Annotated in this window: 21 protein-coding genes; 16 read left to right on the forward strand and 5 right to left on the reverse strand. The window is 58.2% G+C overall.

Annotated elements, in window-relative coordinates:
* Positions 1-7: 7 nt before the first annotated feature.
* From E9954_RS05070 to E9954_RS05080, 3 genes are all read left to right on the forward strand, one after another.
* Positions 8-808 (forward strand): hypothetical protein, encoded by an 801-nt coding sequence (locus E9954_RS05070; RefSeq protein WP_136078135.1) that lies wholly within the window; start codon positions 8-10, stop codon positions 806-808.
* 164 nt (positions 809-972) lie between these two features.
* On the forward strand, positions 973-1,851 hold the full coding sequence (lipA, locus tag E9954_RS05075) for a lipoyl synthase (protein WP_136078136.1): 879 nt from the start codon (positions 973-975) through the stop codon (positions 1,849-1,851).
* Positions 1,852-1,866: 15 nt separating this feature from the next.
* Positions 1,867-2,601, forward strand: a complete 735-nt coding sequence (locus E9954_RS05080) for a glycosyltransferase family 2 protein (protein WP_136078137.1) — start codon at positions 1,867-1,869, stop codon at positions 2,599-2,601.
* 97 nt (positions 2,602-2,698) lie between these two features.
* Here the strand turns inward: E9954_RS05080 and ppk2 are convergent, their stop codons facing one another.
* Positions 2,699-3,517 carry a polyphosphate kinase 2 gene (gene ppk2, locus E9954_RS05085; protein WP_136078138.1) on the reverse strand — a complete coding sequence of 273 codons (819 nt, stop codon included), beginning with the start codon at positions 3,515-3,517 and terminating at the stop codon, positions 2,699-2,701.
* A gap of 154 nt (positions 3,518-3,671) precedes the next feature.
* On the opposite strand from ppk2, the gene E9954_RS05090 reads away from it, so the two are divergent.
* From E9954_RS05090 to deoC, 3 genes are read left to right on the forward strand one after another with little or no spacing between them, the layout of a single operon-like run.
* Complete coding sequence (locus E9954_RS05090; protein WP_222847061.1) at positions 3,672-4,451, forward strand: DeoR/GlpR family DNA-binding transcription regulator; 780 nt, start codon at positions 3,672-3,674, stop codon at positions 4,449-4,451.
* Positions 4,452-4,477: 26 nt separating this feature from the next.
* On the forward strand, positions 4,478-4,606 hold the full coding sequence (locus E9954_RS33450) for a hypothetical protein (protein ID WP_281281193.1): 129 nt from the start codon (positions 4,478-4,480) through the stop codon (positions 4,604-4,606).
* A gap of 11 nt (positions 4,607-4,617) precedes the next feature.
* Positions 4,618-5,304, forward strand: coding sequence for a deoxyribose-phosphate aldolase (gene deoC, locus E9954_RS05095; protein ID WP_136078140.1), 687 nt, complete (start codon positions 4,618-4,620; stop codon positions 5,302-5,304).
* A 37-nt stretch (positions 5,305-5,341) separates the two neighbouring features.
* Here deoC and E9954_RS05100 read toward each other — a convergent pair whose 3' ends face one another.
* Entirely contained in the window at positions 5,342-6,565 is a 1,224-nt protein-coding gene (locus E9954_RS05100; RefSeq protein WP_136077388.1) for a DDE-type integrase/transposase/recombinase, read from the reverse strand.
* 566 nt (positions 6,566-7,131) lie between these two features.
* On the opposite strand from E9954_RS05100, the gene E9954_RS05105 reads away from it, so the two are divergent.
* From E9954_RS05105 to E9954_RS05145, 10 genes are all read left to right on the forward strand, one after another.
* On the forward strand, positions 7,132-8,781 hold the full coding sequence (locus E9954_RS05105) for a sulfatase family protein (protein WP_342793750.1): 1,650 nt from the start codon (positions 7,132-7,134) through the stop codon (positions 8,779-8,781).
* A gap of 156 nt (positions 8,782-8,937) precedes the next feature.
* Positions 8,938-9,573, forward strand: a complete 636-nt coding sequence (locus E9954_RS05110; protein WP_136078141.1) for a formylglycine-generating enzyme family protein — start codon at positions 8,938-8,940, stop codon at positions 9,571-9,573.
* A gap of 3 nt (positions 9,574-9,576) precedes the next feature.
* Positions 9,577-9,738, forward strand: coding sequence for a cupin domain-containing protein (locus E9954_RS32305; protein WP_168441982.1), 162 nt, complete (start codon positions 9,577-9,579; stop codon positions 9,736-9,738).
* 81 nt (positions 9,739-9,819) lie between these two features.
* Positions 9,820-10,893, forward strand: coding sequence for an NHL repeat-containing protein (locus E9954_RS05115; RefSeq protein WP_136078142.1), 1,074 nt, complete (start codon positions 9,820-9,822; stop codon positions 10,891-10,893).
* A 37-nt stretch (positions 10,894-10,930) separates the two neighbouring features.
* A complete protein-coding gene (locus E9954_RS05120; protein WP_136078143.1) occupies positions 10,931-11,884 on the forward strand; it encodes a YbgA family protein in 954 nt (317 codons plus the stop codon).
* A 97-nt stretch (positions 11,885-11,981) separates the two neighbouring features.
* Positions 11,982-13,082: a transglutaminase-like domain-containing protein gene (locus E9954_RS05125; RefSeq protein WP_136078144.1), complete on the forward strand. Its 1,101-nt coding sequence runs from the start codon at positions 11,982-11,984 to the stop codon at positions 13,080-13,082.
* A 4-nt stretch (positions 13,083-13,086) separates the two neighbouring features.
* Entirely contained in the window at positions 13,087-13,338 is a 252-nt protein-coding gene (locus E9954_RS32310) for an FmdB family zinc ribbon protein (protein WP_168441983.1), read from the forward strand.
* Positions 13,339-15,495, forward strand: coding sequence for an SF1B family DNA helicase RecD2 (gene recD2, locus E9954_RS05135; protein WP_136078146.1), 2,157 nt, complete (start codon positions 13,339-13,341; stop codon positions 15,493-15,495).
* Between the two features lie 181 nt (positions 15,496-15,676).
* Positions 15,677-17,545 (forward strand): SHD1 domain-containing protein, encoded by a 1,869-nt coding sequence (locus E9954_RS05140; RefSeq protein WP_136078147.1) that lies wholly within the window; start codon positions 15,677-15,679, stop codon positions 17,543-17,545.
* A 128-nt stretch (positions 17,546-17,673) separates the two neighbouring features.
* A complete protein-coding gene (locus E9954_RS05145; protein WP_136078148.1) occupies positions 17,674-20,070 on the forward strand; it encodes a hypothetical protein in 2,397 nt (798 codons plus the stop codon).
* Positions 20,071-20,415: 345 nt separating this feature from the next.
* Here the strand turns inward: E9954_RS05145 and E9954_RS05150 are convergent, their stop codons facing one another.
* The 3 genes from E9954_RS05150 to E9954_RS05160 all read right to left on the reverse strand — a co-directional run bounded on the left by E9954_RS05150 (position 20,416) and on the right by E9954_RS05160 (position 24,985).
* Positions 20,416-22,239 (reverse strand): arylsulfatase, encoded by a 1,824-nt coding sequence (locus tag E9954_RS05150; RefSeq protein ID WP_222847063.1) that lies wholly within the window; start codon positions 22,237-22,239, stop codon positions 20,416-20,418.
* Between the two features lie 146 nt (positions 22,240-22,385).
* Positions 22,386-23,051 (reverse strand): response regulator, encoded by a 666-nt coding sequence (locus E9954_RS05155; RefSeq protein ID WP_136078149.1) that lies wholly within the window; start codon positions 23,049-23,051, stop codon positions 22,386-22,388.
* Positions 23,048-24,985: a histidine kinase gene (locus E9954_RS05160; RefSeq protein WP_222847064.1), complete on the reverse strand. Its 1,938-nt coding sequence runs from the start codon at positions 24,983-24,985 to the stop codon at positions 23,048-23,050. The genes E9954_RS05155 and E9954_RS05160 overlap by 4 nt, the downstream gene beginning before the upstream one ends.
* Positions 24,986-25,019: the final 34 nt, after the last annotated feature.

Here is a 25,019-nt window from a genome sequence, read left to right on the forward strand (position 1 = left end):
GAACAACATGAAACGCATTTGCATCATCGTTGGCCTGCTCGGATTCGCCTTGGTTTCGAATGGCGAAACCCAGGAAAAGCCATCCAACTGGCATTTCTCCGGTAATGTCGTCTACAGCTCCCGCTCACTGGATGGCACTATTGTTAGCCACAATGCCATCTCCGAGGGGGCATACGGCCATATGGTCACCACCGGCGATGCCATGGGCGTGGACGACAGCCAGGGCGCGATGCTCGCCATCGCCGCGCAATACAAGCGTTTCGGCATTGGGATAAACTACATGCCTACCTCGTTCGAGGGAGCTGGATCGGCGCTGGTCGCAGGATCCGGGGCCAATGCCGGCTTGTTCTTCGAAACACCGCTCGAGACGAAGATCGATGTGGATATGCTGCTCGCCAGCGCCTACTACAACTTTGTCCAAACCCGCGACTCGGTGTTCGGCATCGGCTTTGGCCTGGGCCAAACCATGGTCGATCTAAGCATCAGCCCGGAGGTGGGTGCCGCCCTGGTATACGACGGGCAGCTCCCTTTCGGTTTCTTGCGCATGCACTTCAATAGCAGGTATAAGCGGTTTCTTTATGGTTTCGCTTTAAATGGACTCAGTCTCGATGTGGATGGCGCAAACATTGTCTATTCCGATTACAAGGTCGATCTTGGCTATCGCTTAGTCGATAGACGCTTCAAGCTCGATCTCGTTGGTGGCTACCGCTTGGTCAACTTCGCGGTGGATCTGCAAGGAACCACGAGCGAAATCGCTGCAGACGTTTCGCTCGAAGGCCCGTTCGTTGGAATCTCCGCGATCTATTGATGGGACTTGCACGGGTACCGCTGCAACGCGGACGGAACGCTGGAGCTCGCAGGGGCTTCAATTTCGTTAAATTTTGTTTCCCCGGACGGAGGTTCTGCTATGTTTCCCCCGATTTGCCAGTGAATGTCTGCGGGGGTGCTTCAGGGGTGAAACGGAGAAAATGAATGATTGATACCACTGAAACAGTACGACCCGCACGCATCCCGGAATGGATGCGACGCCCGATCCAAACCGATGTGGACTATGCGGAAACGCATGCCACACTCAAGAAAAACGGCCTGCACACCGTCTGCGAGGATGCCAAATGCCCGAACCGGCACGAGTGCTGGAACCACGGCACGGCAACCATCATGATTCTCGGCAATGTCTGCACGCGCGATTGCCGCTTCTGCTCGATTGCCACCGGCAAGCCGGACGGCCTCGACACCGAAGAGCCGCAGCGCGTGGCCGAAGCGGTCGAAACCATGAAGCTCAAGCATGTGGTGATCACTAGTGTCACCCGCGACGACCTGCCCGACGGCGGCGCCGAAATCTTTGCGCAGACCATCATGGCGATCAAAACACGCATGCCGGAAGTGACCGTCGAAGTGCTGACGCCGGACTTCCTCGGGCGCAAGGAGCTGCTCTTCAAGGTGCTGGATGCCGGGCCGGTGGTGTTCAACCACAACGTGGAAACCGTGAAGCGGCTGCAGCGCTCGATCCGTTCCGGGGCAACCTATGAGCGGTCGCTGAAGATCTTGAAACATGCCTCCGAATACGGCGATGGTTCCATCAAGGTCAAAACCGGGATCATGCTGGGGCTTGGCGAAACGAACGAAGAGGTCATGGAATGCCTACAGGATATTTATGACCACGGTGTCCGCCTGTTGACGATCGGGCAATACATGGCCCCGACGCGCGACCATGCCCGGACAAAGCGCTTCGTCACCCCAAAGGAATTTACCGACTTCGAGGACGCCGCCTACAAAATCGGTTTTGAGGCCGTCGCCTCAGGCCCGCTCGTCCGCTCGTCCTACCGGGCCGATAACATGGTCACTGCCTGACCGGGATGCCGCGCCATGGATCACGCAAACCAAACCGGGAAGATTGAAAAACTTTGCGTGTTGGTTTGCGCGTTCAACGAGTCTGGGCACATTGGGCAGGTGGTTCGCGGCATCATCGAGCACCAGGCCTGCGAAGTGGTTGTGGTCGATGATGGTTCCTCCGACAACACGGCAACGTTGGCCGAACAGGCCGGAGCACGTGTCCTGCGCAATTCGGAAAACCTAGGTAAAGGCGCTTCGCTCAAGCGCGGTTTCGAGCATGTGTGCAACCAAGGCTTCGACGCCGTGGTGGTGGTGGATGGCGACGGGCAGCATGACCCGGCCGAGATTGGGTGTTTTCTGGATGCCTACGAGCGCACCCGGATTCCCGTGCTGGTGGGCAACCGCATGGCCGACACGACCGGCATGCCCTATATCCGGCGCTGGACGAACCGAACCATGGCTTGGATCCTGAACCGGTTGGTAAGGATCTATGTGGCGGATCCACCCTGTGGCTACCGCTTCTACCGCACCGATGTGTTGCCGTTCATCATGAGCGACCTGCCGCGGTTCGCTTTTGAATTCGATGTGCTGGTGCACGCCGCCCTTCGGCATATCCGGATCGACTCGGTGCGGGTATCGACCATCTACAACCGCAAGCGCCGCAGCCACGTCGCACCCATTCGCGATGCCTGGCTCCTGCTGCAGGTGGTCAGGCACCACTTCCTGCTCAGTCGCCGCAATCCTGCCTTTGGCTCTTTCCCGGAATAGGACTGCCCGGTTGTCGAGGCTGGCGGCCGGAAACCCATTCGGTGACGAAAATCATCTATCCCCGCCCAAAAAGTCCAAGGCCGTTGGACATGTAGCCTTAATAGATATGCGGTACGAAGTTTTGTTCCTCGTGCGGTGGGCGCTCATAGGAACCGTCATCCGCCCGCGGAGGCAGCTTGATCGATTCCGGTGTGAGGTCTTCATAGGGAATCTGGCTGAGCAGATGCGAAATGCAGTTGAGGCGCGCTTTCTTTTTGTCGTCGGCCTCCACCACCCACCACGGGGCCTTTTCGATATCCGTGTGCTCGAACATGTCATCCTTGGCCTTGGAATATTCCGCCCATTTTTCGCGCGATTTCAAGTCCATCGGGCTCAGCTTCCAACGTTTGGTGGGATCGTCGATCCGCGAGAGGAACCGCTTTTCCTGTTCCTCGTCGCTGACTGAGAACCAATATTTGATCAGGATGATTCCCGAACGGATAATCATGCGCTCAAACTGCGGGCAGGACTTGAAAAATTCCTGAACCTGGTCTTCCGTAACAAATCCCATCACGCGGTCCACGCCGGCGCAGTTGTACCAGGAGCGGTCGAACAGGGCAATTTCGCCTGCGGCGGGAAGCTCGGGCACATAGCGCTGGAAATACCATTGCGTCTCCTCGCGCTCCGTCGGCTTGCCCAGCGCGACCACCCGGGCAACGCGGGGATTCAGGCTTTCGGTAATGCGCTTGATCACGCCGCCCTTGCCGGCGGCATCGCGACCTTCGAAAAGGACGACCACCTTAAGCCCCTTGTACTTGACCCATTCCTGGAGTTTCACCAGTTCCACCTGCAAGCGGGCCAGCTCCGACTCATAGTGTTTCTTTTCCAGTTTGCCGTTCTTCTTGTAACCCTTCTTGCGTTTTTCCTGATCCGGCACGTCCTGCCTCCCTTTTCGGTTATAAACTCAACACAGTTTAGGTTCACCTCGATATCCCGTCAATTTCCAAGCGCAGATTGATTTCCATATTTTTTGTCTAAAAACTTGAATTGAAGACGTTGGGTGGTTAGAACGAAATGCTTGCACAAGCGAAATGAAAGCAATGCAAAAGGGTGGCGCAATGGTTCAGATGATGGGCAGGGAAAAGGAAATCCTGCGGATTCTATCGGAAGACAGCGGGAAAACGGTTACGGAAATCAGCGAAATGCTGGAGGTTTCGGCCGTGACGATCCGTAGCGACCTGAAGGCGCTGGCCGACAAGGGGCTGGTGGTTCGCACGCGCGGCGGCGCTTTCCCCGCTTTCCACCCCTCCATCCTGGAGCGCCAGAAAAACATGGTCGAGGAAAAGGAACGCATCGCCAAGGCCGCCGCCGACCATGTTGAAGATGGCGACAACATCATGATTGTCGCCGGAACCACCACGCCGCTGATGGTGAAATATCTGCTCGGCAAGCGCGACATCCACATTGTGACCAACTCGACGCTCATCTACCCCCAGGCGCGCATCAACCCGGCGCTACGCCTGACCGTGGTCGGCGGCGAATTCCGCGCCGCCGGCGAGGCGATGCTCGGGCCCAATGCCACGCGCGACATGCAGCAGTTCCATGCCAACAAGGCCTTTCTCGGCACCGACGGCGTTTCGCTCGGGAAGGGCATCACCGCCGATGTGGTGGAGATGGCGGAGATTGTGAAAGTCGCCGCCGCGCAATCCGACCAACGCATCCTGCTGGCCGATTCGTCGAAATATGGCCGGGCGGGGTTCGCGCACATCATGGGGTTGGAAAACATCGATGTGCTCATTACCGACACGGGGTTGCCCGCCGGCGCACGCCATGCGCTTGAAGAAGCCGGTTTGTTGGTCGAACAGGTTTAACAGGAAGGAAGAGATAGGGGAAATCAATGCTAATTTCGTCGAAGGAAGTGGCCGACTTTGCCCACGCCCGTGGCGTGAACGAAAAGCCTCACGCCGCCATGAAGAAAAACATTGCCGCCAAGATGAACAAATTTGGTTCAGCGGGCCGCGCATAAAGGAGTTGACTATGTATACTGTTGAACAAGTCGCCGCCACCATCGACCACGCCGTGCTTAAACCGGAGCAAACCGAACAGGACGTACGCGACAATGCCGGCCTGTGCATCGAGCGCGGTGTGGCCAGCATGTGTGTGCGGCCGTGCGACGTAAAGCTTGCCGCCGGGTTGCTCAAGGATTCGCCCGTCCTGGTTTCGTGCGTGCTCAGTTTTCCGCATGGCGCGGATGCAACCCCGGTGAAAGCGGCACAGGCCAGGCAAGCCATCGAAGACGGCGTGCAGGAAATCGATATGGTCATGAACATTGGCCAGTTCCTCTCCGGAAACTACGACTTCGTGCGCGACGACATCAAGGCCGTCGTCGAAGTCGCCCATGCAACCGGCGTGATTGTGAAGGTCATTCAGGAAAGCTGCTATCTCACCTTGGAGCAAGTCGCCAAGGCCTGCGAACTCTCCTTCGAAGCCGGCGCGGATTTCGTGAAAACCTCCACGGGTTTCGGCTCCTCCTCCGCCACGCTGGAAATCATCGATGTCATGATTAAGACAGTCGGCGGCAGGATGAAAATAAAAGCCTCCGGTGGCATCCGCGATTGGGCCACCGCGGTCGCCTATTTGGAGCAGGGCGTCGATCGTCTCGGAATCGGGGCAACGGCGACGGTTCTGGATGGGGGAATATCGCGTTGCCTCAAAAATAAATGACACCGTAGAGGTGCGGATGAGGAGTCGTTTGACTGCATTAATGGGTACCCTCTAATTCGGGGGTTGTCAAGGTGGGGAGGCAGTCGGGGAACCCGGGTTCCCCGACTGCGGCGGACTCGCCGGTTTTCTTCATTTTTTCGATCTTGCGACGTCGGCGCTGGATGCGATTGCCCAGCTCGAAAGGGTCGAGCGTTTCGTATTCGCGTTGCAGAGCAGCCTCCTGTTGTTCGCCAAGGATGCCGCTGACCTTCAGGCGGTCAAAGGGCGTGGCGGGGGCATCGTATTTCTTTTTGTACCGGCTTTTGACGCGAACCTTGCTTTTTAGCTTGAACGAGGGTTTGAAGAAGTTGTTGAGCCGTTCCCAGTCGCGGTAGAGTGCGTTGAGCTCTCTGATCATGGCCGGGTTGTCGAGCCGGTCGTAGCCGAGCAACTCGCGCACGTGCGTCCAGTTCTTTTGTTCGACATGGGCGTTGTCGTTCTTGTGGTACGGTCTGCTGCGTGTAAAACAGACGGGCTGTTTGCGTTGCAGGAAGTAGCGCGTGAGATGGTGGTTGAGGAACTCGCTGCCGTTGTCGCAGTCGAAGCCCAGGATGGCGAAGGGCAGCTTGTTTTCCACGTCGTGGGTTTGGTGCATCACGCCTTCAGCGCCTTTGTTCCAGACCGCGCGGGTTACCGTCCAGGTGCTTATGATGTCCGTATAGGTGATCGACCAGATGAAGTCCCCGCTCATCGATCCGCCACAGTGGGCTACTGTGTCGGCTTCGAGATAGCCGGGCCGGTCGATGTCCTCGGTGGAGGTGCGGATTGGGATCTGATTCTTGAGCAGCGAGCCGGGCTTGGTACCGGTATTGCGCCTTCGCTGGTACTGCGCTTTGAAGGGTTTGAGCACCCGGTCGATGCTTGCCGGGCTGATTCTCAGTAGCTTTTCACGGCATTCGGTCGATAGCGGTTCGTAATGTTTTTCATAGTGCTTCAGCCAATGTGGCATAGCAGGCTTGAGGCGCTTCCCGCACAGTTGTCCAGAACGAAGCCACAGAGTTTTGAGGGTCTTGCGCAATTCAGCAGAGTCGTACTCGCCTTTGCGGCCGCGTTTGCCCCTGGAGGGCGTAAACGAGTCGTTGAGCAGCTTGGTGGCATGCTTGCGATCATAGCCGCATACCGCGCATACTTCATCGAGCAACCGGGTCTTGTAGGCCTTTTCCGCGCGCCTATAGCGGCGTTTTTGTACCGCGATGTATTCCATTCTGGTTTCGCAACTCATCTCTTTCATCCTCCCTGTATACAGGGTGTGATTTTTTGTGAGTCAACGAATCCTTTCCGCCCGCATCCTATCGGATGCTTCGGTGTCATTTAATTTGAGGCAACTCGATATCCAAGAGCGATTATTAAAGAACGGGTGGAAGAAAAATGATTGGGTGCAAAATGTTGTCCTGTCAACGGATGCAGTCGAAGCCAGTTTTTTTCTTTTAAGGATTTTGCTAAATAGAGGTCCTTGAAATGAGGCTTCATGTGAAGGGAAAGACGGCGCCCGTCACCGGCGGCTCGCGCGGCATTGGAACCGCGATCTGGAGCCCTACGCGTGGCTCGAGTCGAAGAACGACAAGCCGATGCCGAAAGCGCGCCGAGCCGGGTTCATCCAGCACTCGTCTAAAGGACAGTATGCAATTGTTGATAAATCGGGAGAATGGAAGCTGATCGATGGTGCGGGCGGAGGCGAAGGAACAGGAGCTCTACGCGCTCCTGAACCAGATCCGCGGCGACGAGGGATTCGGAACGTAAGGTTCCAGTATGGTGCCGCGTTAAACTAATTGAAGGAGTGTGATGATGATGAAGATGAAAAACTTGGTTCTGTTGTCTGTTTTGCTTGCCGGTAGTTGCCTGGGCGGCAAGCCCAATATCCTGTTCGTGATGTCGGACGACCACACCTCGCAGGCGATCGGCGTTTATGGGGGGCGGTTGCAAAAGCTGAACCCGACGCCGACGATCGACTCCATTGCCCATGAGGGCATGGTGATGGAAAACGCGTTTTGCCAGAACGCGATCTGCACCCCGAGCCGCGCCGCCATCATGACCGGTCAGAGCGCCGCCGTGAATGGCTGCATCACCCTGAACGAAAAGCTTCCGCCCGAGCGCCAGTATCTATCCCTTGAAATGAAGAAGGCGGGCTACCAGACCGCCATCGTCGGCAAGTGGCACCTCAAGGAACGGCCTTCGACGTTCGACTACTACAAGGTGCTGCCGGGGCAGGGCGACTTTTTCGACCCCATCTTTTATGAGACGGGGGCAACGGAAACGCAGAGCCGCCAATATAGCAATAAACAGGGTGGCTGGACGCAGAAGTTTGAAGGGGCGGTTAGAATGAAAGGGCACTCGTCCGACTGCATTGCCGACTCGGCGCTGGAATGGTTCAAGACCAAGCGCGACCCGAACAAGCCCTTCTTCCTGAAACTGCACTTCAAGGCGCCGCACGACATGTTCGAATATGCCCCGCGCTACGAGTCCTATCTCGCCGACGTCGAGATTCCCGAACCCGACAACATGCGCGACCGGAAGAACCACGGCTCCATTGCCACGCGTGGCCACAACGACGAGCTGGTGCCCTACATCGGCACCTCCATCGGCCGCCGCAACCCGCGCCGCAACTACACCAAGAGCGGCATGTGGGCGAAGGATCTGGATCAATCGAAGTCCGATGACGAGATCATCGCCGATGCCTACCAAGGCTACATGAAGGCCTACCTCCGTTGCGTCAAGGGCGTGGACGACAACCTCAAGCGAGTGGTGGATTATCTCAAGGCGGAAGGGCTCTACGACAACACCGTTATCATGTATACCGGCGACCAAGGCTTCTGGCTGGGCGAGCACGACTACATGGACAAGCGGTGGGCCTACGAGGAGTCGATGCGCATGCCGTTCATCGTTCGCTATCCGAAGTCGGTCAAGAACGGCCGCTCGGAGGCGATCGTCGAGAACATCGACTATGCGCCGACCATGCTCGATTTTGCGGGCGTCGCGACGCCGGACTACATGCACGGCCAAAGTTTCAAGACCGTTCTCGAGACCGGAAAGGAACCGGCGGATGCCAAGCAGGCCGCTTATTACCACTACTGGATGCACATGGCGCACCACGACAACCCGGCGCACATTGCCATCCGCACCAAGCGCTACAAGCTCATCCTGTTCTACGGCGCCGGTTGGAAGGGCGAAACCGAACCCGACACCCCGCCGGGCTGGGAACTGTACGACCTAAAGAACGATCCGACCGAAGACAACAATGTCTACGACAACCCGGAATATGCCGGTGTCATTGAAACGCTGAAAGAGCAGCTCAAGGCGCGCCGCGCCGAGCTGGGCGAGGACGATCCGAAGTTCGCCCTCAACCAAGTGATTGACGAATACTGGAACTACGACAACGAGGCCCGCGCCAAGGCCATCAAGATTTCCCATGCCATGCGTGCGAAGAAGGAAGGTCGATAGTCGATGAAAAAAACAATTTCAACCTGGGTCGTGGCCATGGCGGCCATCGGCGCATTTGGCAATGTGGCGTTTCTCCAGAAGATGGCCGCCGCGCAGGAAGCCGTTACGGAATAACGGCCCCCCGGCCTATCGGGATCGGGGCGCCGACGGGCTGGAATGGCGGTATTACGAATCGAAGGAGCGAACGATCCAAGTGGATATTTCCGGCTTGGACCATCCGCAAATCCTGGTTCTCGTGAGCCAGCGCGGCAAAAAGACCAGACGGAGCGCGGTGAACCGCTCTACACCGAAGCCCAGCCCGCGGTACGCGTCAGCCACAGGAAGGCAAATTCCTTCTGCAAGTGGCTTTCCATTGAATCCAGCAAGCCCGTGGCGCTGCCGACGGAGGAGCAGTGGGAGTGGGCGGCACGCGCCGGGACCGGCTCCGACCTTTGGTATGGAGCTCGCGATGCGGACTTCGCCCGGTTTGCAAACCTGTCCGACAGGGCGCGCTTTGCCAGCGGGTTGATGCGCCGCAACGCACCGCTGTATTTCACCTATGTGGAACAGGTGAACGATAGGCACCACGTCACCGCTCCGGTGAAGAGCTACACGCCCAATGCCTGGGGACTCTACGATATGGCGGGCAACGCCGAGGAGTGGACGGCCACCAAGGATGGCGAAGGAAGGTATGTTGTCAGAGGCGGCTCGTGGTCGGACATGCCGGAGGATGCAACCTCGGCCGTGCGCTGGGGCTACGACGAAAACATTCGTCTGCCCTACCTCGGTTTCCGGGTGATCATTGAGGAATAGCGTGTGGTTGCCGCTGCCGTTTTGGTGGCAATGGGCATGGAAGCCTATATGTTCATGAATAATGAACAGGGAAAATGCATGAAGACAGATCTGTTTCTGCTTCCGAACCAGATGCTGTCCGAAGACTGGCATCTTGCCGCAAACGACAACTTCCTAGGGAAATAGCTGGCAAGATACTGCGGAATCATTAGATGATTTAACTGAACGCTTTCAGGCATGGATGGGGATACGGAGAAGATGGATGCAATGAAAACATTTATGGGCTTGGTGGCAGTGTCGGTGTTTGCGGTTGCGGGGTGCAAGACGACGGAGCCGTGTGGGTGCAGCGGGTTGTGCAAGCTGGGCGGGGAGCTGGTTAAACCCTCCGCTCCGATTGTGCTGCCGGACGAGTGGAACAGCCCCGATGGAATGACCCTCGGCAAGGATGGCAATATTTACCTGTCGATCAACAACGTCGGCGACCAGTCGCACCCGGCCAAGGTTGGCATCATCGATTCCAACGACGAAGTCCGTGTTTTTACCGACCTTCCGGTGCACCCGGAAACCGGCAAGGTGAGCCCGCTGGGGATGGTGTTCGGCTCCGACGGACATCTCTATGTGGCCGATAACCAGACGTTTGTCTCCGACCAGCCGGGACTCTCCCGTTTGTTGCGCGTCAACATCCAGGATGGAAAGCCGGTCGGCACGGATGTGGTGGTTGCGGGGTTGCAGATGGCCAACGGACTTTCCGCCCATGGCGACTACATTGTGGTCAACGATACCAGCATCGATAAAACCTATCCATTGACCTCCGGCACCTACCGCTTCACCCTCGAGGAGTTGAACGGCGGTCCGGTCGAGGTTGAGGGGCTCGGCGACCCGCACCTGATCGTGACCCTGAAAACCCGGAACAAGGAACACCAAATCGGTGCCAACGGCGTGGCTTATGCCGCCAACGGCGACCTGTTTGTCTGCAACTTCGGCGATGCCGAAATTTGGAAGGCCACCTTCGCGAAGAGCGGCGAAGTGGCCTGTTGGGCGCTATTCAGCAAGGGCAAGCAGCAGGGGCTTGCTTGCGTTGATGGCTTGCAGATCGACGAATTCGGCAAGCTCTGGACGGCCGACTTCCTGGGCAATGCCATTGCCTGCATCTGCCCGAAGAGCGGCAAGGTGAAAATCGTCGCCAAAAACGAGCCGGGAACCGGCGAGGACGGGTCCATGGATGCGCCCTCCGAATGCATCCGCCGCGGCAACAAGGTCTATGCCGCGAACATTGATCTCAGCTACGGTCCGAACGAAACGGATGGCTTCCACAGCATTTCGGTCTTCGAGCTGCCGTAGGCGTTTCCGCACTGCAACCAAGAAGGGAGAGTCGGCTATGGAAAAAATACGAATCGGAGTGAGCGCCTGCCTGCTGGGCGAAAAAGTCCGCTATGATGGGCAGCATAAGCACGACAGCTACATCACGGGAACCTTGGGCCAGTGGTTCGAGTTTGTTCCGGTTTGTCCGGAGTTCGAGCTTGGGCTAGGCGTTCCGCGCGAAACAATGCGGCTGGAGGGCGATCCTGAAAATCCCCGTTTGGTTACGGGCAAGACGCGCCGCGACCTTACGGAGCCCATGCTGGCGTGGTGTTCCCGGCGCGTGAAGGAGCTCGAGCGTGAAAACCTGTGTGGCTATATTTTCAAGAGCAAGTCGCCGAGCAGCGGCATGGAGCGCGTAAAAGTCTACCCGACCGGAGGCGGCATGCCGGTCAACAAGGGGAGGGGCCTGTTTGCCCATGCCTTCATGCAGCACTTCCCGCTGTTGCCCGTGGAGGAAGAGGGCCGGTTGAACGATCCCGCCTTGCGCGAAAACTTCATCGAGCGCCTCTTTACATTGAAGCGCTGGCGCGAAATGCTCGCCGAAGACGATTCGCGCGCCGGCTTGGTCAAGTTCCACGAGCGGCATAAATACTTGCTGATGTCGCACAGCATTCCGCACTACCGGGAGCTGGGGCGGATTGTTGCGGACGTGAAGGGGAAGCGGTTGCCGGCTGTTCAGGCGATCTATCACGCGCAACTGATGGAGGCCTTGCGGTTGCGGGCCACGATCAAGAAGCATGTGAACGTGCTCGAGCACATGGCCGGCTATTTCAAGAGGCAGCTTGGGCCGGATGAAAAGCAGGAACTGGTGGAAACCATCGCGAGCTATAGGCAGGCGCACGTTCCGCTGATTGTCCCGGTGACGCTCATCAACCATTATGTCCGCAAATACCAGGAACCTTACCTGGGGCAGCAATACTACCTGAAACCGCATCCCACGGAGCTGCATCTACGCAACCAGGTGTTTTAGAGTTGCCCCAAGTCGGGCATCGCATGCGTTTTTGCCCTCCACCCGGCACGGATATCGCTTGATTGCGAATGCGCCGCAGGGTACTAATGGGGGCTTTATGACTGAAAACATGCAGAGTGTTGAGGAACGCAGGGAACCGGCCGTCAGACGCTGGAAGCCGAGCGAAACGCGTTCACTCAATGCCGACGAGCGCATTTCGTTCTCCCTGCTCTCGCTCTATCTCTTTATTTTCTGCGCCTGCACCTACCTCTACTGGCCATCGCTTCCGATGAAAATCGTGGGCGGAACGGCGGCCTTGCTGGGGCTGATGCTGTTCAGCAACGCGCTCTTCAACTGTGGGACGGCTCCCCGGAAACATTCGATGTATACCCGGACGTGGTATCTCGTTGCGTTCATGAGCGCCTTGCTTGTCCTGTTTTCGTTGCGGATGGTTGTGCGGAACCTCTCCTCCCCGGTTGCGGTTGCAGCAACCATATACGGAAGCCTGGCGCTACTGTTCATCGTTTTTCGCAAGGCGATGGTTCAAATCCTGATGGCCTTGCTTTCGCTGGCTTTCGTTGCCGTAACGGTCTCCAACTGGAACGATGCGGCAAGCGGCAGGCTGCGCTTCCTGGGGGCCTTGGAAAAATGCGGGCAGGCCATCTTCAAGATTGAGCAGATCGGGGATGTGGCCAACACGCTCATTGCCGGCAACTACATGGGCTATCTCAAGAAGGTGGATTATCTCGACGAGCAGATCAATATGCTGGCCGTCCGTACCGTGCGCGACTGCAACGACGACGAGCTGCGCAAGACCAAGGCGATCCTTTCGCTGGTCAGCAACGAAATCCGCTATGTTTCCGATCCAGCCGACGGGGAGGAGCACGCCAAGGATCCGCTCAGCACCTTGATCTCCGGTGGCGGCGACTGCGAAGACCAGACCGTCCTGCTCTGTTCGCTGCTTGAATCCGTCGGCGTTACGACCTACATGGTTTTCACGGACGACCACGTGTTCGCCCTGGTTCGCTTCACGAGCAAATATCCGGAGCTGGATGCCGTGCCGTGGGTCGAGGTGGAGGGCCGCCGCTGCCATGTGCTGGATGCCGCCGATCCCGGTGCCATCATCGGGTATGGCTCCTCCCGGTTGTCGGACATCAAGCGCGTGTTCGATGTCCGCCAAATGGCGCTCGTCGATTTCACCATTCCAACCGAAGGCTAAACCCATGCCCATTCGCGAATATGCCGCCGTTGATCCAAAAAAATCCTGCCGCCACTGCAAAACGGGGTTCGAGGAGATGGAAACCATGGATGCCGAGGCGAAGACCGCCTGTCCGCGCTGCGGCGAAAAGATCCGGCGGCAACTCTCCGCCCCCAGCGTCGGCGCCTCGCAAACCGGCCTGCACGACCGCGCCAAGAACGCCGGCTTCACCACCTATGAAAAACTGGGCAAGGGTGAATACGAAAAGAAGTATTAGATGGACAAGCTGGATGGACAGATTGAGCGGGTCGTTTTCCGTAACGAGGAAAACGGCTTTTGCGTTTTACGGGTCAAGGTGCGCGGCCATAAGGATTTGGTGACCGTGACCGGCACCGTGCCCACGGTCAATCCCGGCGAATGGATGGCGGGCGACGGCGAATGGCTCACCGACCCGCGCCACGGCCGGCAGTTCAAGGCCGAGAGAATGCGCATGTCCAAGCCCGATACGCTGGAGGGCATTGAGAAATATCTCGCTTCCGACCTGGTTAAGGGCATCGGCAAGGAATATGCAAAGCGGCTGGTGCAAACCTTCGGGCGCGATGTCTTCGACGTCATCGAAAAATCCTCCGGCAAGTTGCTCAAGGTCGAGGGCATTGGCCAGCAGCGCAAGGACAACATCAAAAAGGCGTGGGACGAGCAGAAGAACGTCCGGCAGATCATGTCGTTCCTCTTTAGCCACGGGATCAGCACCACGCGCGCCTTCCGCATCCACAAAACCTATGGTGACAAGGCCATCGAATTTGTCCAGCGCGATCCCTACTGCCTGGCGCGCGACATCCGCGGCATCGGCTTCCTGATTGCCGACCAGATCGCCATGAAGCTGGGCATTGCCAAGGATTCCGATCTCAGGGCCCGCGCCGGGCTCGAATTCACCCTGGGCGAGCTGACCGCCAACGGGCACTGCGCCTATGTCCGCAACGACCTCCTATCGCGCACCGCCGAGCTGCTGGATATCGACCTCGAAATCATCGAGCGCGCGCTCGACTATTCCGTGGAAGCCAAGCGCCTGATCCAGCGAGCCGATTTCCAGGGGCGGGATCTGGTCTATCTACCCAAACTCTACTTCGCCGAAATCGAACTGGCGAAAAAACTGCAGGTCTTGCAGAAAGGCAAGCATCCGTGCCCGCCCGTCCAATTCGACAAGGCGCTGGCGTGGGTGCAGCAAAAGGCCGGCATCGAACTCGCCGCCGCCCAGCGCAACGCCCTCAGGACATCGATCGAATCCAAGGTGATGGTGATCACCGGCGGCCCGGGCGTGGGGAAAACCACGCTGGTCAATTCCGTGCTGATGGTGCTGAAGGCCAAGAAAATGCGGGTCAACCTCTGCGCCCCGACCGGCCGCGCCGCCAAGCGCATGGCCGAAACCACCGGCATGGAGGCCAAGACGATCCATCGCATGCTCAAATTCAACCCGGGGACAGGTGGCTTTGTCCACAATGCCGAAAACCCGCTCGAATGCGACGTACTCATTATCGACGAATCGAGCATGATTGATGTCGTGCTCGGTTCCCAATTGATGGATGCGGTTCCGCTGCATGCCGCCGTCGTCATCGTCGGCGACGCCGACCAGCTTCCCTCCGTGGGGCCGGGGCGCGTGCTACAGGACATCATACGCTCCAAGACCATTCCCGTTGGCCATCTCAACGAGGTGTTCCGCCAGGCGGCATCGAGCCGGATCATCACCAACGCCCATAAGATCAACCAAGGTAAGGCGCCGGAGTTTCCCGAGGAAGGCGAGACCAGCGATTGCTATTTTGTCGAGGCCGACGACCCGGCCAAGGCGCTTGCGCTGGTCGGCAAGATGATCAAGCAGTCCATCCCGAAAAAATTCCACTTTAACCCGATGGACGAAATCCAAATTTTGACCCCCATGCAGAAGGGGGATCTGGGCGCCCGCAACTTGAATGTGGTGATGCAGCAGCTGCTCAACCCGCACGGCGACGAGGTGGAGCGGTTCGGCATCACCTACCGCACCGGCGACAAGGTGATGCAGACCGAGAACGACTACGACAAGGATGTCTACAACGGCGACATCGGGCGCATCAAGTCCATCGACAACGATGCATCCGAGCTGGTTGTCGATTTCGATGGGCGCAAGGTGGTCTACGATTTCCGGGAGCTCGACGAGCTGGTGCTATCCTATGCCATCACCATCCACAAGAGCCAGGGCAGCGAATATCCCTGTGTCCTGATCCCGATGCACACCCAGCATTTTGTCCTACTCCAGCGCAGCCTCATCTATACCGCGCTCACGCGCGCAAAGAAGCTCGTGATTGTGCTCGGCACCAAGAAGGCGCTCAACCTTGCCATCACCCGCGCCGAATCGCGCGATCGCACCACGACCCTCGCCGAACGGTTGAAGGAATACGCGTAGGTTTGGGCGGCCTGTCAGGCGGCTGACTTGCGCATGGTTGGGAATATAGTGCTAGTAGTGTGGAGGATATTCATGGACAGCTATCCAGCTATATGGGAACGTGTACAAAAACCGGAAAATTGGAGAGGGCATTGCCGTGCTGGCGCAATGCCTTGAAAGCAATAAGGGGAGAGGGCTTGTTTTGATTAAAAAAGGTAAAAAAACGAAGGGTGTGGTCAAGGGGGCTCCGAGCGGGTTTGTGGTGAGTTTGCTGGTGCATGCGGCGGCGTTCCTGCTGGCCGGCATGCTGGTGGTGTTCACGGTGCACCAGAAGGAGGAGACGAAGTTTGTTCCGCCGAAGCCGGTCGACCGCCCGAAGATGAAGCTCAAGAAGCCGAAGGTGAAGGTGAAGAAGACGGCCAAGCCGAAACCGACCACCCGCATCGTGACAAAGGTCAAGCGCGCCAGCATGCCGGACATCCAGCTGCCGGAAATGAGCGGGATGGCGGATGGCCTGGTCGGGGACATCGGCGGGTTCGAGCTACTGCCGGATTTGCAGCAGATGACGGTCTTCGGCGGCGGGCAGACCATCGGCAACGACTTTGTCGGCACCTTCTACGATTTCAAGCGCGACCGCGCCGGCCGCCCGATCCCGATGTCGGATGTCCAGTTCGTGGACGCGATGATCAAGTTTAATTCCAGCGGCTGGAAGCCCTCGTCGATCAGCCGCTACTACCGCTCGCCGAACAAGCGGTATGCGACGAGTTTCATGATGCCGCCGATCCGCTCGTCGGTTGCGCCGACCGCGTTCAACGAAGCCGACACCATCGGCTATGCGTGGATGGTCCACTACAAGGGGAAGTTGGTTTATCCGGAGGATATCAAGTTCCGTTTCTGGGGGATGGGCGACGATATCCTGGCGGTGCGGGTGAACGGGGAGATCGTGCTCAACGCCTGCTGGGAGGATAACAACCGGGGCACCTACCTGATCGGCGGGAAGTGGGTGAGCAACGCCACCAAGAACCGCCAGTTCTACATGGGCAACAACCTGGCCTGGGGCGGCGACTGGATCGAGCTCAAGGCCGGCGAGCCGGTGGACATGGAGGTGATCGTCGGCGAGGTGCCGGGCGGCACCTTCTGCTCGATGCTGACGGTGGAGGTCGAAGACGCGGAATACGAAAACAACCGCCAGAGCCGCGGCATCTTCCCGATGTTCAAGACGGCGGAAACCACGCACGACCTGGCCGATGCCATCCTCGAGCATCTCGTTCCGGGCGAGGCCGACGTTTTCAAAGGCCCCATCTTCCGGGACTACCTGGTGCCCGAAAACACCAACACCGCGGTGGTGGCCGAGCAGGAGGCCGAAGCCCCGGAGCCCGGGGCGGAGGAGGAGCCTTCCAAGATGCGGTTGTGGACGCTTAACAACGGCAAGACCGTCGAAGCCGAATACATCACCAAGATCGGCAACGATGTCGTGCTGCGTTCGGCCAAGGGCAAGCAGGTCAAGGTGCCCGTGGCGGAGGTTTCGGCCGAAGACATCGACTATATCCAGATCTCGAATCCGCCGAAGTTCTCGGTCGATTTCCTTCGCTCGAGCAAGCAGGTGTTCATCGAAACCACGCCCTACCTCAACGAAACCCCGCCGCGCGTCCTCGAATGGACCTTTGGGGCCAAGCTGAAGCAGGAAAACTCCATGGCCTACGACCACGAGCTGAAGGTGGAATACTATGCGTTCGGCCAGCAGTATCTCGACGCCGACAAATACAAGCTGCTCGACCACCAGGTTGCGCACTTCACCCCGACGGCCGAGAACAAGCGCGCCTTCCGGATGGAAGGGAAGCGGGCCGTCCAGCTGATGGACTACGACCTGATGGACCACCGCCGCGGCATGCGCGTGGCCGAAAGTCTGGTGCTGGTCACCGACGTCCGCGGCGAAATCGTTGCCTACAATTCGACGGCGAACTGGCTGTACGACAACCTCGAAACCCTGCAGGAGCGACAAGTAGGCCAGTTCCTCGACAAGAGCTGCGAGCGGGTCTACCCCACCGGCCCCAAACCCACGAGATATTAGTTTCCCTCCCCGCAACGGAAGGTCCATTGCCCGTTCCCGGCGCGGAACCATCCTGCAAATGGGGGATGCCTGGGCATTGGAAAACCTGTATGTTCCTTGCTTCACTGAATAGTTGAGGTTGGGGGCAGATGAAGCGATCGGCATGGAAAATCGGGTTGTTGGCAATGGGGCTTTTGTCTTCCTTGGCCGTGGCGGAGGACGTGAACCGGCATTATACCTTCATCTATTTCGAAAACGGCTATCCGACCCGTCTGTCCAAATACCGCCGGGCGGAAAGCATGGCCAACCGACCGGCCCGCGAGAATCCGGATGTGGTGGTGCAGACCGGGTTCTATAGCCTGAAACTCGATTGCGACACCATGCAGTTGTCGGGCTACGATGCGCTGGACGGTTCCGATTACATAACGGCATTGAACCAGACGGTCTCCAGCTTTTCGCCGGCAAGACTAACGCTGCGGGTGGAAAAGAACGGCGTTCTTTATACCTGCACGTCCGGGATCGTGCAGGAAGGGGCCGACCAGAAGGTACGTTTGATCGAAAGCGGGCAGTATGTCCAACGGTTCGATCATGTGGGGCTGGTCTTTACGGACAAGTTCGGCAACTCGCTTGACGGACGGGGGCGGTTGGAGATCACGGCGTGGGCGGATCGCGTCAGCCTCCTGCTCGATATGTCCGGAATCGATGGTGTCGGTAAAACGGGCATTCAGTTGGAGTCGCCGGCCGGCAAGATGCATCGGTCGGGGGGCAACGGGAACCGCGCATCGCTGATGCTGCACCCCCATGAGGATCGGTCGTTCCATCCCTTGGACGTTGCGGCATATGTCCGCAGGGCCGAGATGCTGAAGGACGGCAAGGCGCTGGAGTGTGTTTTCGACGAAGAGGAATGCGGGTTGCGCTTCGATCTTCCGCTGGAACGAGTCCAGTTTCCTCAGGACAAGGACCGGTTGGATGAATATAGCATCGAGTTGAGCAACCCATCGAAGCAGGATGCGGTGCTCCCGTTGATCTTCAACGAGATCAAAACGCAGGCAATCACCGGAACCAGCATGCTGCTTTGCGAGGCCGATGGACGCCCAACGGGCATCCCGGTACAGATTTCAAAAAACTGGCACAACGAGAAGGAACATCGGGTTAAGCACGACGGCCCGTGGCTCCGGGGCTATGCCATGGTTCCGATCAAGGCCGGTGAAAAGCGGACGCTACGCCTGCGCGTGGTAACCGGTTTCTGGGGCGGTGTGGCGGCGGTTTCATATTCGCACCTCAGCGTCATTGGCTACGGCGGAAACTGGAAGTGGGACGAGAGTGCGCTGGGCTGCTGGGGCGAATCGATGTGCTACGATCCCTCCCAGCACCTGGGGGCGGCCTTCATTGCCGACGTGCGCCCCGCCTTTACGTCGAGCAAGAATGGGGGTAAGGCCTACAACTGGACGGAGAATGTGGGCGGTGGCGACTTCCTCGTCTATTTCGATTCAAGCAATACCTACCGTTGGGTGAAGCAGCAGAAAACCGCCTTCCATTGGACGGGCCCGAACATGACCGCAGTCCACTATTCCGGCGTCACCGACGACGATGCCATTCGCTTCAACTATCGCATCCGTTCGGTGCGGACGGCCGACTACCACCGACGTTTCCATTCCTATCGCTATGAGTTTTTGAAGGACGTCCTATCGCCGAAACGGCTGATCTTCCACCAGATGGCGGCGGACTATTACCACTCGGTAAACTTTGAACAATACTATGTTGGCAATGAAGCCGGACTGACTAGGGAACTGGGGCGGACGGAAGGCCTTGACGGCTATGGCGATGAGCCGGTTCCCTTTAACCATTCATGGTTGCTCGCGGACGATACCTGGTGCAGCGATCGCGAATCATCCAATCCAAAGGGGCGGCGGGGCCTGCTCTTCATGGAGTCGTCCCTCAATGGCCAACCGTTTCCTGTCCATATGCATCCATTCGGTGTTGCGCGCGGGAAAAACAGCAAGATGAGTTTTGATCTCGGCGCGGAATCGGTCAGTAGATCCTACAAGGCCGGGGATGTGGTGACGGGGGAGCTTGAATTTATTCTGCCGGCGAAAAATGCGGAGGTTTACTGGGGCGATGACCAAGAATTTGTCGAACGTCTGAAAACGCAGGGTTCCGAGGTCTGGAAAATGGTGGCGGATGAGTATGCCCACAATATTCAGCTGCCGGTTGAGGTTGAATCGGGGACATTGCTCAAGAACTACCCGCTGGAAATCCAGGCCGCTGAAAACAGCAAGGTGCTGGCCGACTTCACCGTCGGGCGCGGCGGGGTCGGCCACGTTCCGATCATCATCCGCAACGTTCCGGCAGGGTGGGCCTTGAAGGCCGAGCGGCAGGTAAAAGGAAAATGGTTGCCCCTCGAGTCGGTCGATACCGAAGGGCACAACTATTACCAAGCCATCCGCAATACCTCCGGCACCCTGGACTGCACCTTCAACATCAACCGCCCCTCGACCAACCTGGCCGAGGCGTGGCGCATCCGGATCATTAAGTCTGGCAACTAGCGCCGGTCGGTTAAAGAGGGTGCCGCGCAGTTCTTGATGCTGTCTTGAATCTTGAAACCCAACCGTTTGGCTCAGGGCTTCCGTTTTGCTCGCAGATGTTCAGTTTAGCCGGGTGGTTCCCTATATTACAGTTCGCGAACTGTGATAGTTAATAATAAAGTAATCACATAAATTATTCCCTTTAATGACCTGGGCGGGGCATGGGCGTTTCGTCGCGCGGTTCCCCGGGGCGTTTCCCGCATGCAGGGCACCGTGCTACGGAATTGCGCGAAGCGCCCTGATGCGGCAACACCGTCGCCGTTTTCAATTTCCCTGTAGACCGAAGCGCGGAGCCGGTGTCCCCGTCTATCGCTTCTTCAGCTGCGGCGGGATGCGGCCGAAGTTAGGGTCGTAGACGGGGATGCCCATGCCCTGCGGGGTTTGCCATCCGGGTTTGGGTTTATGGGTCACGTAGGCATAGTAGGGCGTTGCGGAAAGATCGTCGCCAATGAAGACCGGGGATAGATTGGTGAGGCCCTTCTTGAGCGAAACCGTGAAGGTGACTTCCTTGGCACCGGACGGAATCGGTTTGGTTTCGTCCACATCGCCGATGCGCATGCGTGCCTGCTTGTAGTTGAAGGCCTTGCCGTAGGTTCCGTCGTTGATGCCTTTGTCGGCCTCGACCGGCCAGCGGCGCAGCGAGATTTCGTAGTTGCCATCGCGTTCGACCTCGATCGCCCAGTGCGAAATTTCTGCCACGTCGCCGTTTTTGATATGGTTTTGGTGCCATGGCGGCAGCTTGTCGATCAGCCAGTCGTGGGAGGAGAGCGAAACGATGGGCGCTTTTTCCGAACCGATCACCATGTAGCTAGTCTGGTCGTGTTCCCGCGAAACGTCGTTCCAGAATTTGTCGTATTCCGCGCGCAGCTTTTGGAACACTTCCGGGTGTTGGGCGGACAGGTCTTCGGCTTGCTTTGGATCTTTTCTGACCTCGAACAGCTCCTTCCCGTTCACGAGTCGCCACTGGTCGGTCATGACGGAGCACTTGCGCCACTTGATAGGATCGACCACGCGTTGCGATTCCACCACCAACGCACGGTCCGGCCAGCTCCGGCCTTTGGAAAAGAGCAGGGGGGCCAGGCTGGTTCCATCGAACTCGATCTTCGGTGCGGTCAGGCCGCACAGATCGATGAAGGTCGGCAGGATATCGATGTGGGCCGTCAGTTGTTCAATGGATTTGCCGGGCTCGATCTTGCCATCCGGCCAACGGATGATGAACGGAACGCGGTGGCCACCTTCGTATTCCGAACCTTTCTTACCGCGCATGTTGCCGTCGTAGCCGCGGCCGTTCTGCAGGCCGCCGGCCGTTCCGTTGTCGGTCTGGAACACCAGGATGGTGTTTTCGGCAATGCCTTCGGCCTCCAGCAGTTTCATGAGCTTCGCCATGTTGTCGTCGATGTTGGTGATCATGCCGTAGACCTCGGGGATCGAGACATTGGGATTGCCTTCATAGGGCTTGGAGTATTCCTCCGGGCAATAGTAGGGGCCGTGCGGGGCGTTGGTGGTGATGTAGGCGAAGAACGGTTTGTTTTTGTTGGTCTTGATGAACTTCATGCCTTCATCGAACCAGACATCGGTGCAGAAGCCCTCGAAACGCTGGTGCTTGCCGTTGACGATGTAGGTGTCGTCGAAATAGTCGTTGCCCCAATAGTCGGGTGCCTGGCCGACCCCGCCCGCCTGGTGGTAGACGCAGTGCTGGAAGCCGCGGTCTTCGGGCCGGAAGGGGTAGCAATCTCCGAGGTGCCATTTTCCGAAGATACCGGTTGAATATCCGTTGGCGCTGAAGACGTCGGCCATGGTGGTTTCGCGGCGGCGCAGCATGCTGCGGCCCTGCACGGTGTGCCACACGCCGACGCGGTCGGAATAGCGGCCGGTCATCAGCGCCGATCGGGTCGGGGCGCAAGTGGGATCGACGTGGTAGTTATTGAGCAGCGTGCCCTGCGTGCGCAGTTTATCGATGTTCGGCGTTTTGATGGCCGGGTTGCCGGTGAACGCCAGGTCGCCATAGCCCTGGTCGTCGGTAATCACAATAATGACGTTGGGCTTTTTCGCCTTGTCGCCAAGTGCCGGTACGGTTGCCAAGGCTGTTGCCCCGGCCATGAAAAATCTACGGTTAACTTCCAGTCCCATCCTGTTCTCCTTTTCCATCCATTTAAAGCGAACAGAGTAGCAGGCAATGGTTTGGAGGGCATCCCTCAAACACACGATGTTCGCAAATACAGTCTATCCGTTCAGTGAAAAGCCGACCAGGAAAGCAACCCCGTCCGGCTTCCGCGTTATTCATCAAGGGGGAAGAGGCCGAGGCGGTGGGCTTTGTTGATGGCCGAGGGTGCGTTGCGGACGCCGAGCTTGTCGTAGATGTGGGTCACGTGGGTATCGACGGTCGTGTAGCTGATGCCGAGTTGGTCGGCGATCTCCTTTTTAACGAAGCCTTCCCCGAGCAGGGTCAGGATTTCGAGTTCGCGGGGGGTGAGGATCTGCTCCATTTCCCCCTTGGGCAGCCGGGTCTGCAGGGTGTCGAGGATGAAGCGGGCAACGCCGGTGTCGAGTGAGGCGCCGCCATCCATGGTGGAGCGGATGCCTTCGGTAATCTGGGCGAGCGTCGATGATTTGAGCAAATAGCCTGAAGCGCCGCGCGAGATGGCGCGCAGCACGTCGGCCTCCTCGTCGGACTGGGTGAGGATCATGATCTTGGCGTCGGGCAGGGCGGATTTGAAGTAGGGCAGCGAATCCAGGCCGTCCATTCCGGGTAGGCGGAGGTCGAGCAGCACGAGGTCGGGCACCTTGCGCATCGACATGTCCTGCAGGCTGCGCAGCGCGATCTCGGATGTGCCGAATTGGCTGATCAGCTCAATATCTATTTCATCTTCGAGGGCGAGGTCGATTACTTCCCGGTATTCGGGATTGTCCTCGACCAGCATGACGCGGATTTTCCGACTCATAAAAGGGCTCCAAGTTTGCCGTGTTTCACTATAAGGGATATTTTGGTTCCGCCGGTTTCGGAGGCTTCGTTTTTCACCAAGGCCCCCAGCAGCCGCGCGCGACGTTTCAGCGAGGAAGGAACCCCGCCGTCGAGCCCGTGCCCGTTATCGGATATGGTCAGCTCGATTCCCGTATTCGATGCCGCTAGGTTGGCGTGGACTTCGGTGGCGCCGGAGTGGCGGATAATGTTGATAAGGCATTCCTTGTAGAAAAGGAAGAGGTCGATGCGTTTGCGGAGTTTGAGCCGCGACAGGAGTTCTTCGCCTTCGAACTCAAGGCGGTAGTCGAGGTCGGCCATGATGCGTGCGGAGGTCTTGCGCATGTCGTCGACCAGGTCGCCGTATAGATCTTTGGCTTCGAGCATGTTGGTGCAGTGGCGCGCGGCGGCGCCGGTACGCTCGGTGAGCGCCCGCATGCGCTGGAGCAGTTTGTCGAGCTTGGCCGGCGATTCCTTGGCGGCCTGGGCGAGGTCGCCGAGCAGGCCGATGGCGTGGATGTTGGCACCGAGCTCGTCGTGCAGGTCGGCGGCGATCCGCTCGCGGGTGCGGAAAATGGCGCGCTGGCGGATGATGCGGTCGACGAGGATGGTGATGACGGTGCCGATGGCCAGGAGCGCGGCCAGCCAGCCCGTGAGCAGCAGGGTGGTTTTCTGGCGGGTATAGCGGCGGGTCAGTTCGGCGGTGATCAAAGGCCGTTCTTTTTCCAGCTTGTGGCGGAGCGCCAGCTGGTTGAGCCAGTCGCGAATGGGCAGGATGTTGCCATACATGTTGCGCCCGTCGGTTAAATTGACCAGCGGGCGGTGGGGGTTGGGGCGGTCGAAATTGGGCTTAACGCTCTTGCCCAGCGCCACATTCCGCCCATTGGAAAAGAGTTCGATTTCGGAAAAGCCAAGCCGGGGCGGCGTGTCTCCATAGAGCGTGTTCGATGACGGCTCCACCACGGAGAGGTGCACATAGCGGCAGGTTGTGTCCGGGATGTGCCACATCATGATGGAGCCAATGTCGTAGATGGTGTCGAAGTGCTGGTCGAGCAAAGGAACCGCATCGGAAAAATCGGACACGTTGGCTCCGGCGATATGCAGCCTTTTCGGAATGCCGATATCCCCGGCGTAGGCTTGCGGCAGGGTGTCGCTTGCGCCGACGGCGTGGAGGTGGATGCGGGAGATCGGATGGCTGCTTTCCAGATCGAGGGTCAGGGCGGGGTGGAGGTTGGTGCTTGGCGGAGTCAAATAGGCAATGCTCTGTTCGCCGTGTGCCGCATCCATGAGGTACGGGACAAATCCATCGACTACGAAATCCTTGTCCCAAGCTCCGGAACTATTCGGTTGGTCGGAGGAGCTGGCAACGGTTTTTTTCAGTGCCACGTTTTCCTCTCCGCTGAAGACGAGGATTTCCGAGAACTGGAAAACATACAGGTTGTCGAATGCGCGGGGGGTCAGGGTGTCCGATTCCACCCGAATCCACGAGGCGGCTATGCCGTTGCAGGGAGTTACAAACGGGGCCACGCCGGGATCCATGCTGCCATTGCACGCATATTCGGCAATGAGCGTCCCGTTGGTATCTGCTTTGGTTCCTGCAATCAACCGTAGTTCCGCGGGAAATGCATCGGCCTGGAACCCTTTGTCTACGTCTCTGCGAATACAGGGAATCAGCATGACTTCATCGAGGGGAACCTCCTTGCCGAAATCGATCTGAATCCACTCGTGTTGATCCTGGCTACTATGGGCAATCGAACGGTATCCAATGGCCCCAATGCCGCTGCCCAGTCCATAGTCGGCCAGATCCTCGAGTTGCGAATCGATGGCCGCCAGGCGTTTTTCCAGATCGCCCAGCGAATGGTCGGCAAGCGGGTTCGCCATGGCCGATGCGGCCAGCGCAAGATATCCGAGTGCCATCTGTATTCGAGAGATTCCCATGCCTGCTTATACC

Source organism: Pontiella desulfatans (assembly GCF_900890425.1).
Lineage (GTDB): Bacteria > Verrucomicrobiota > Kiritimatiellia > Kiritimatiellales > Pontiellaceae > Pontiella > Pontiella desulfatans.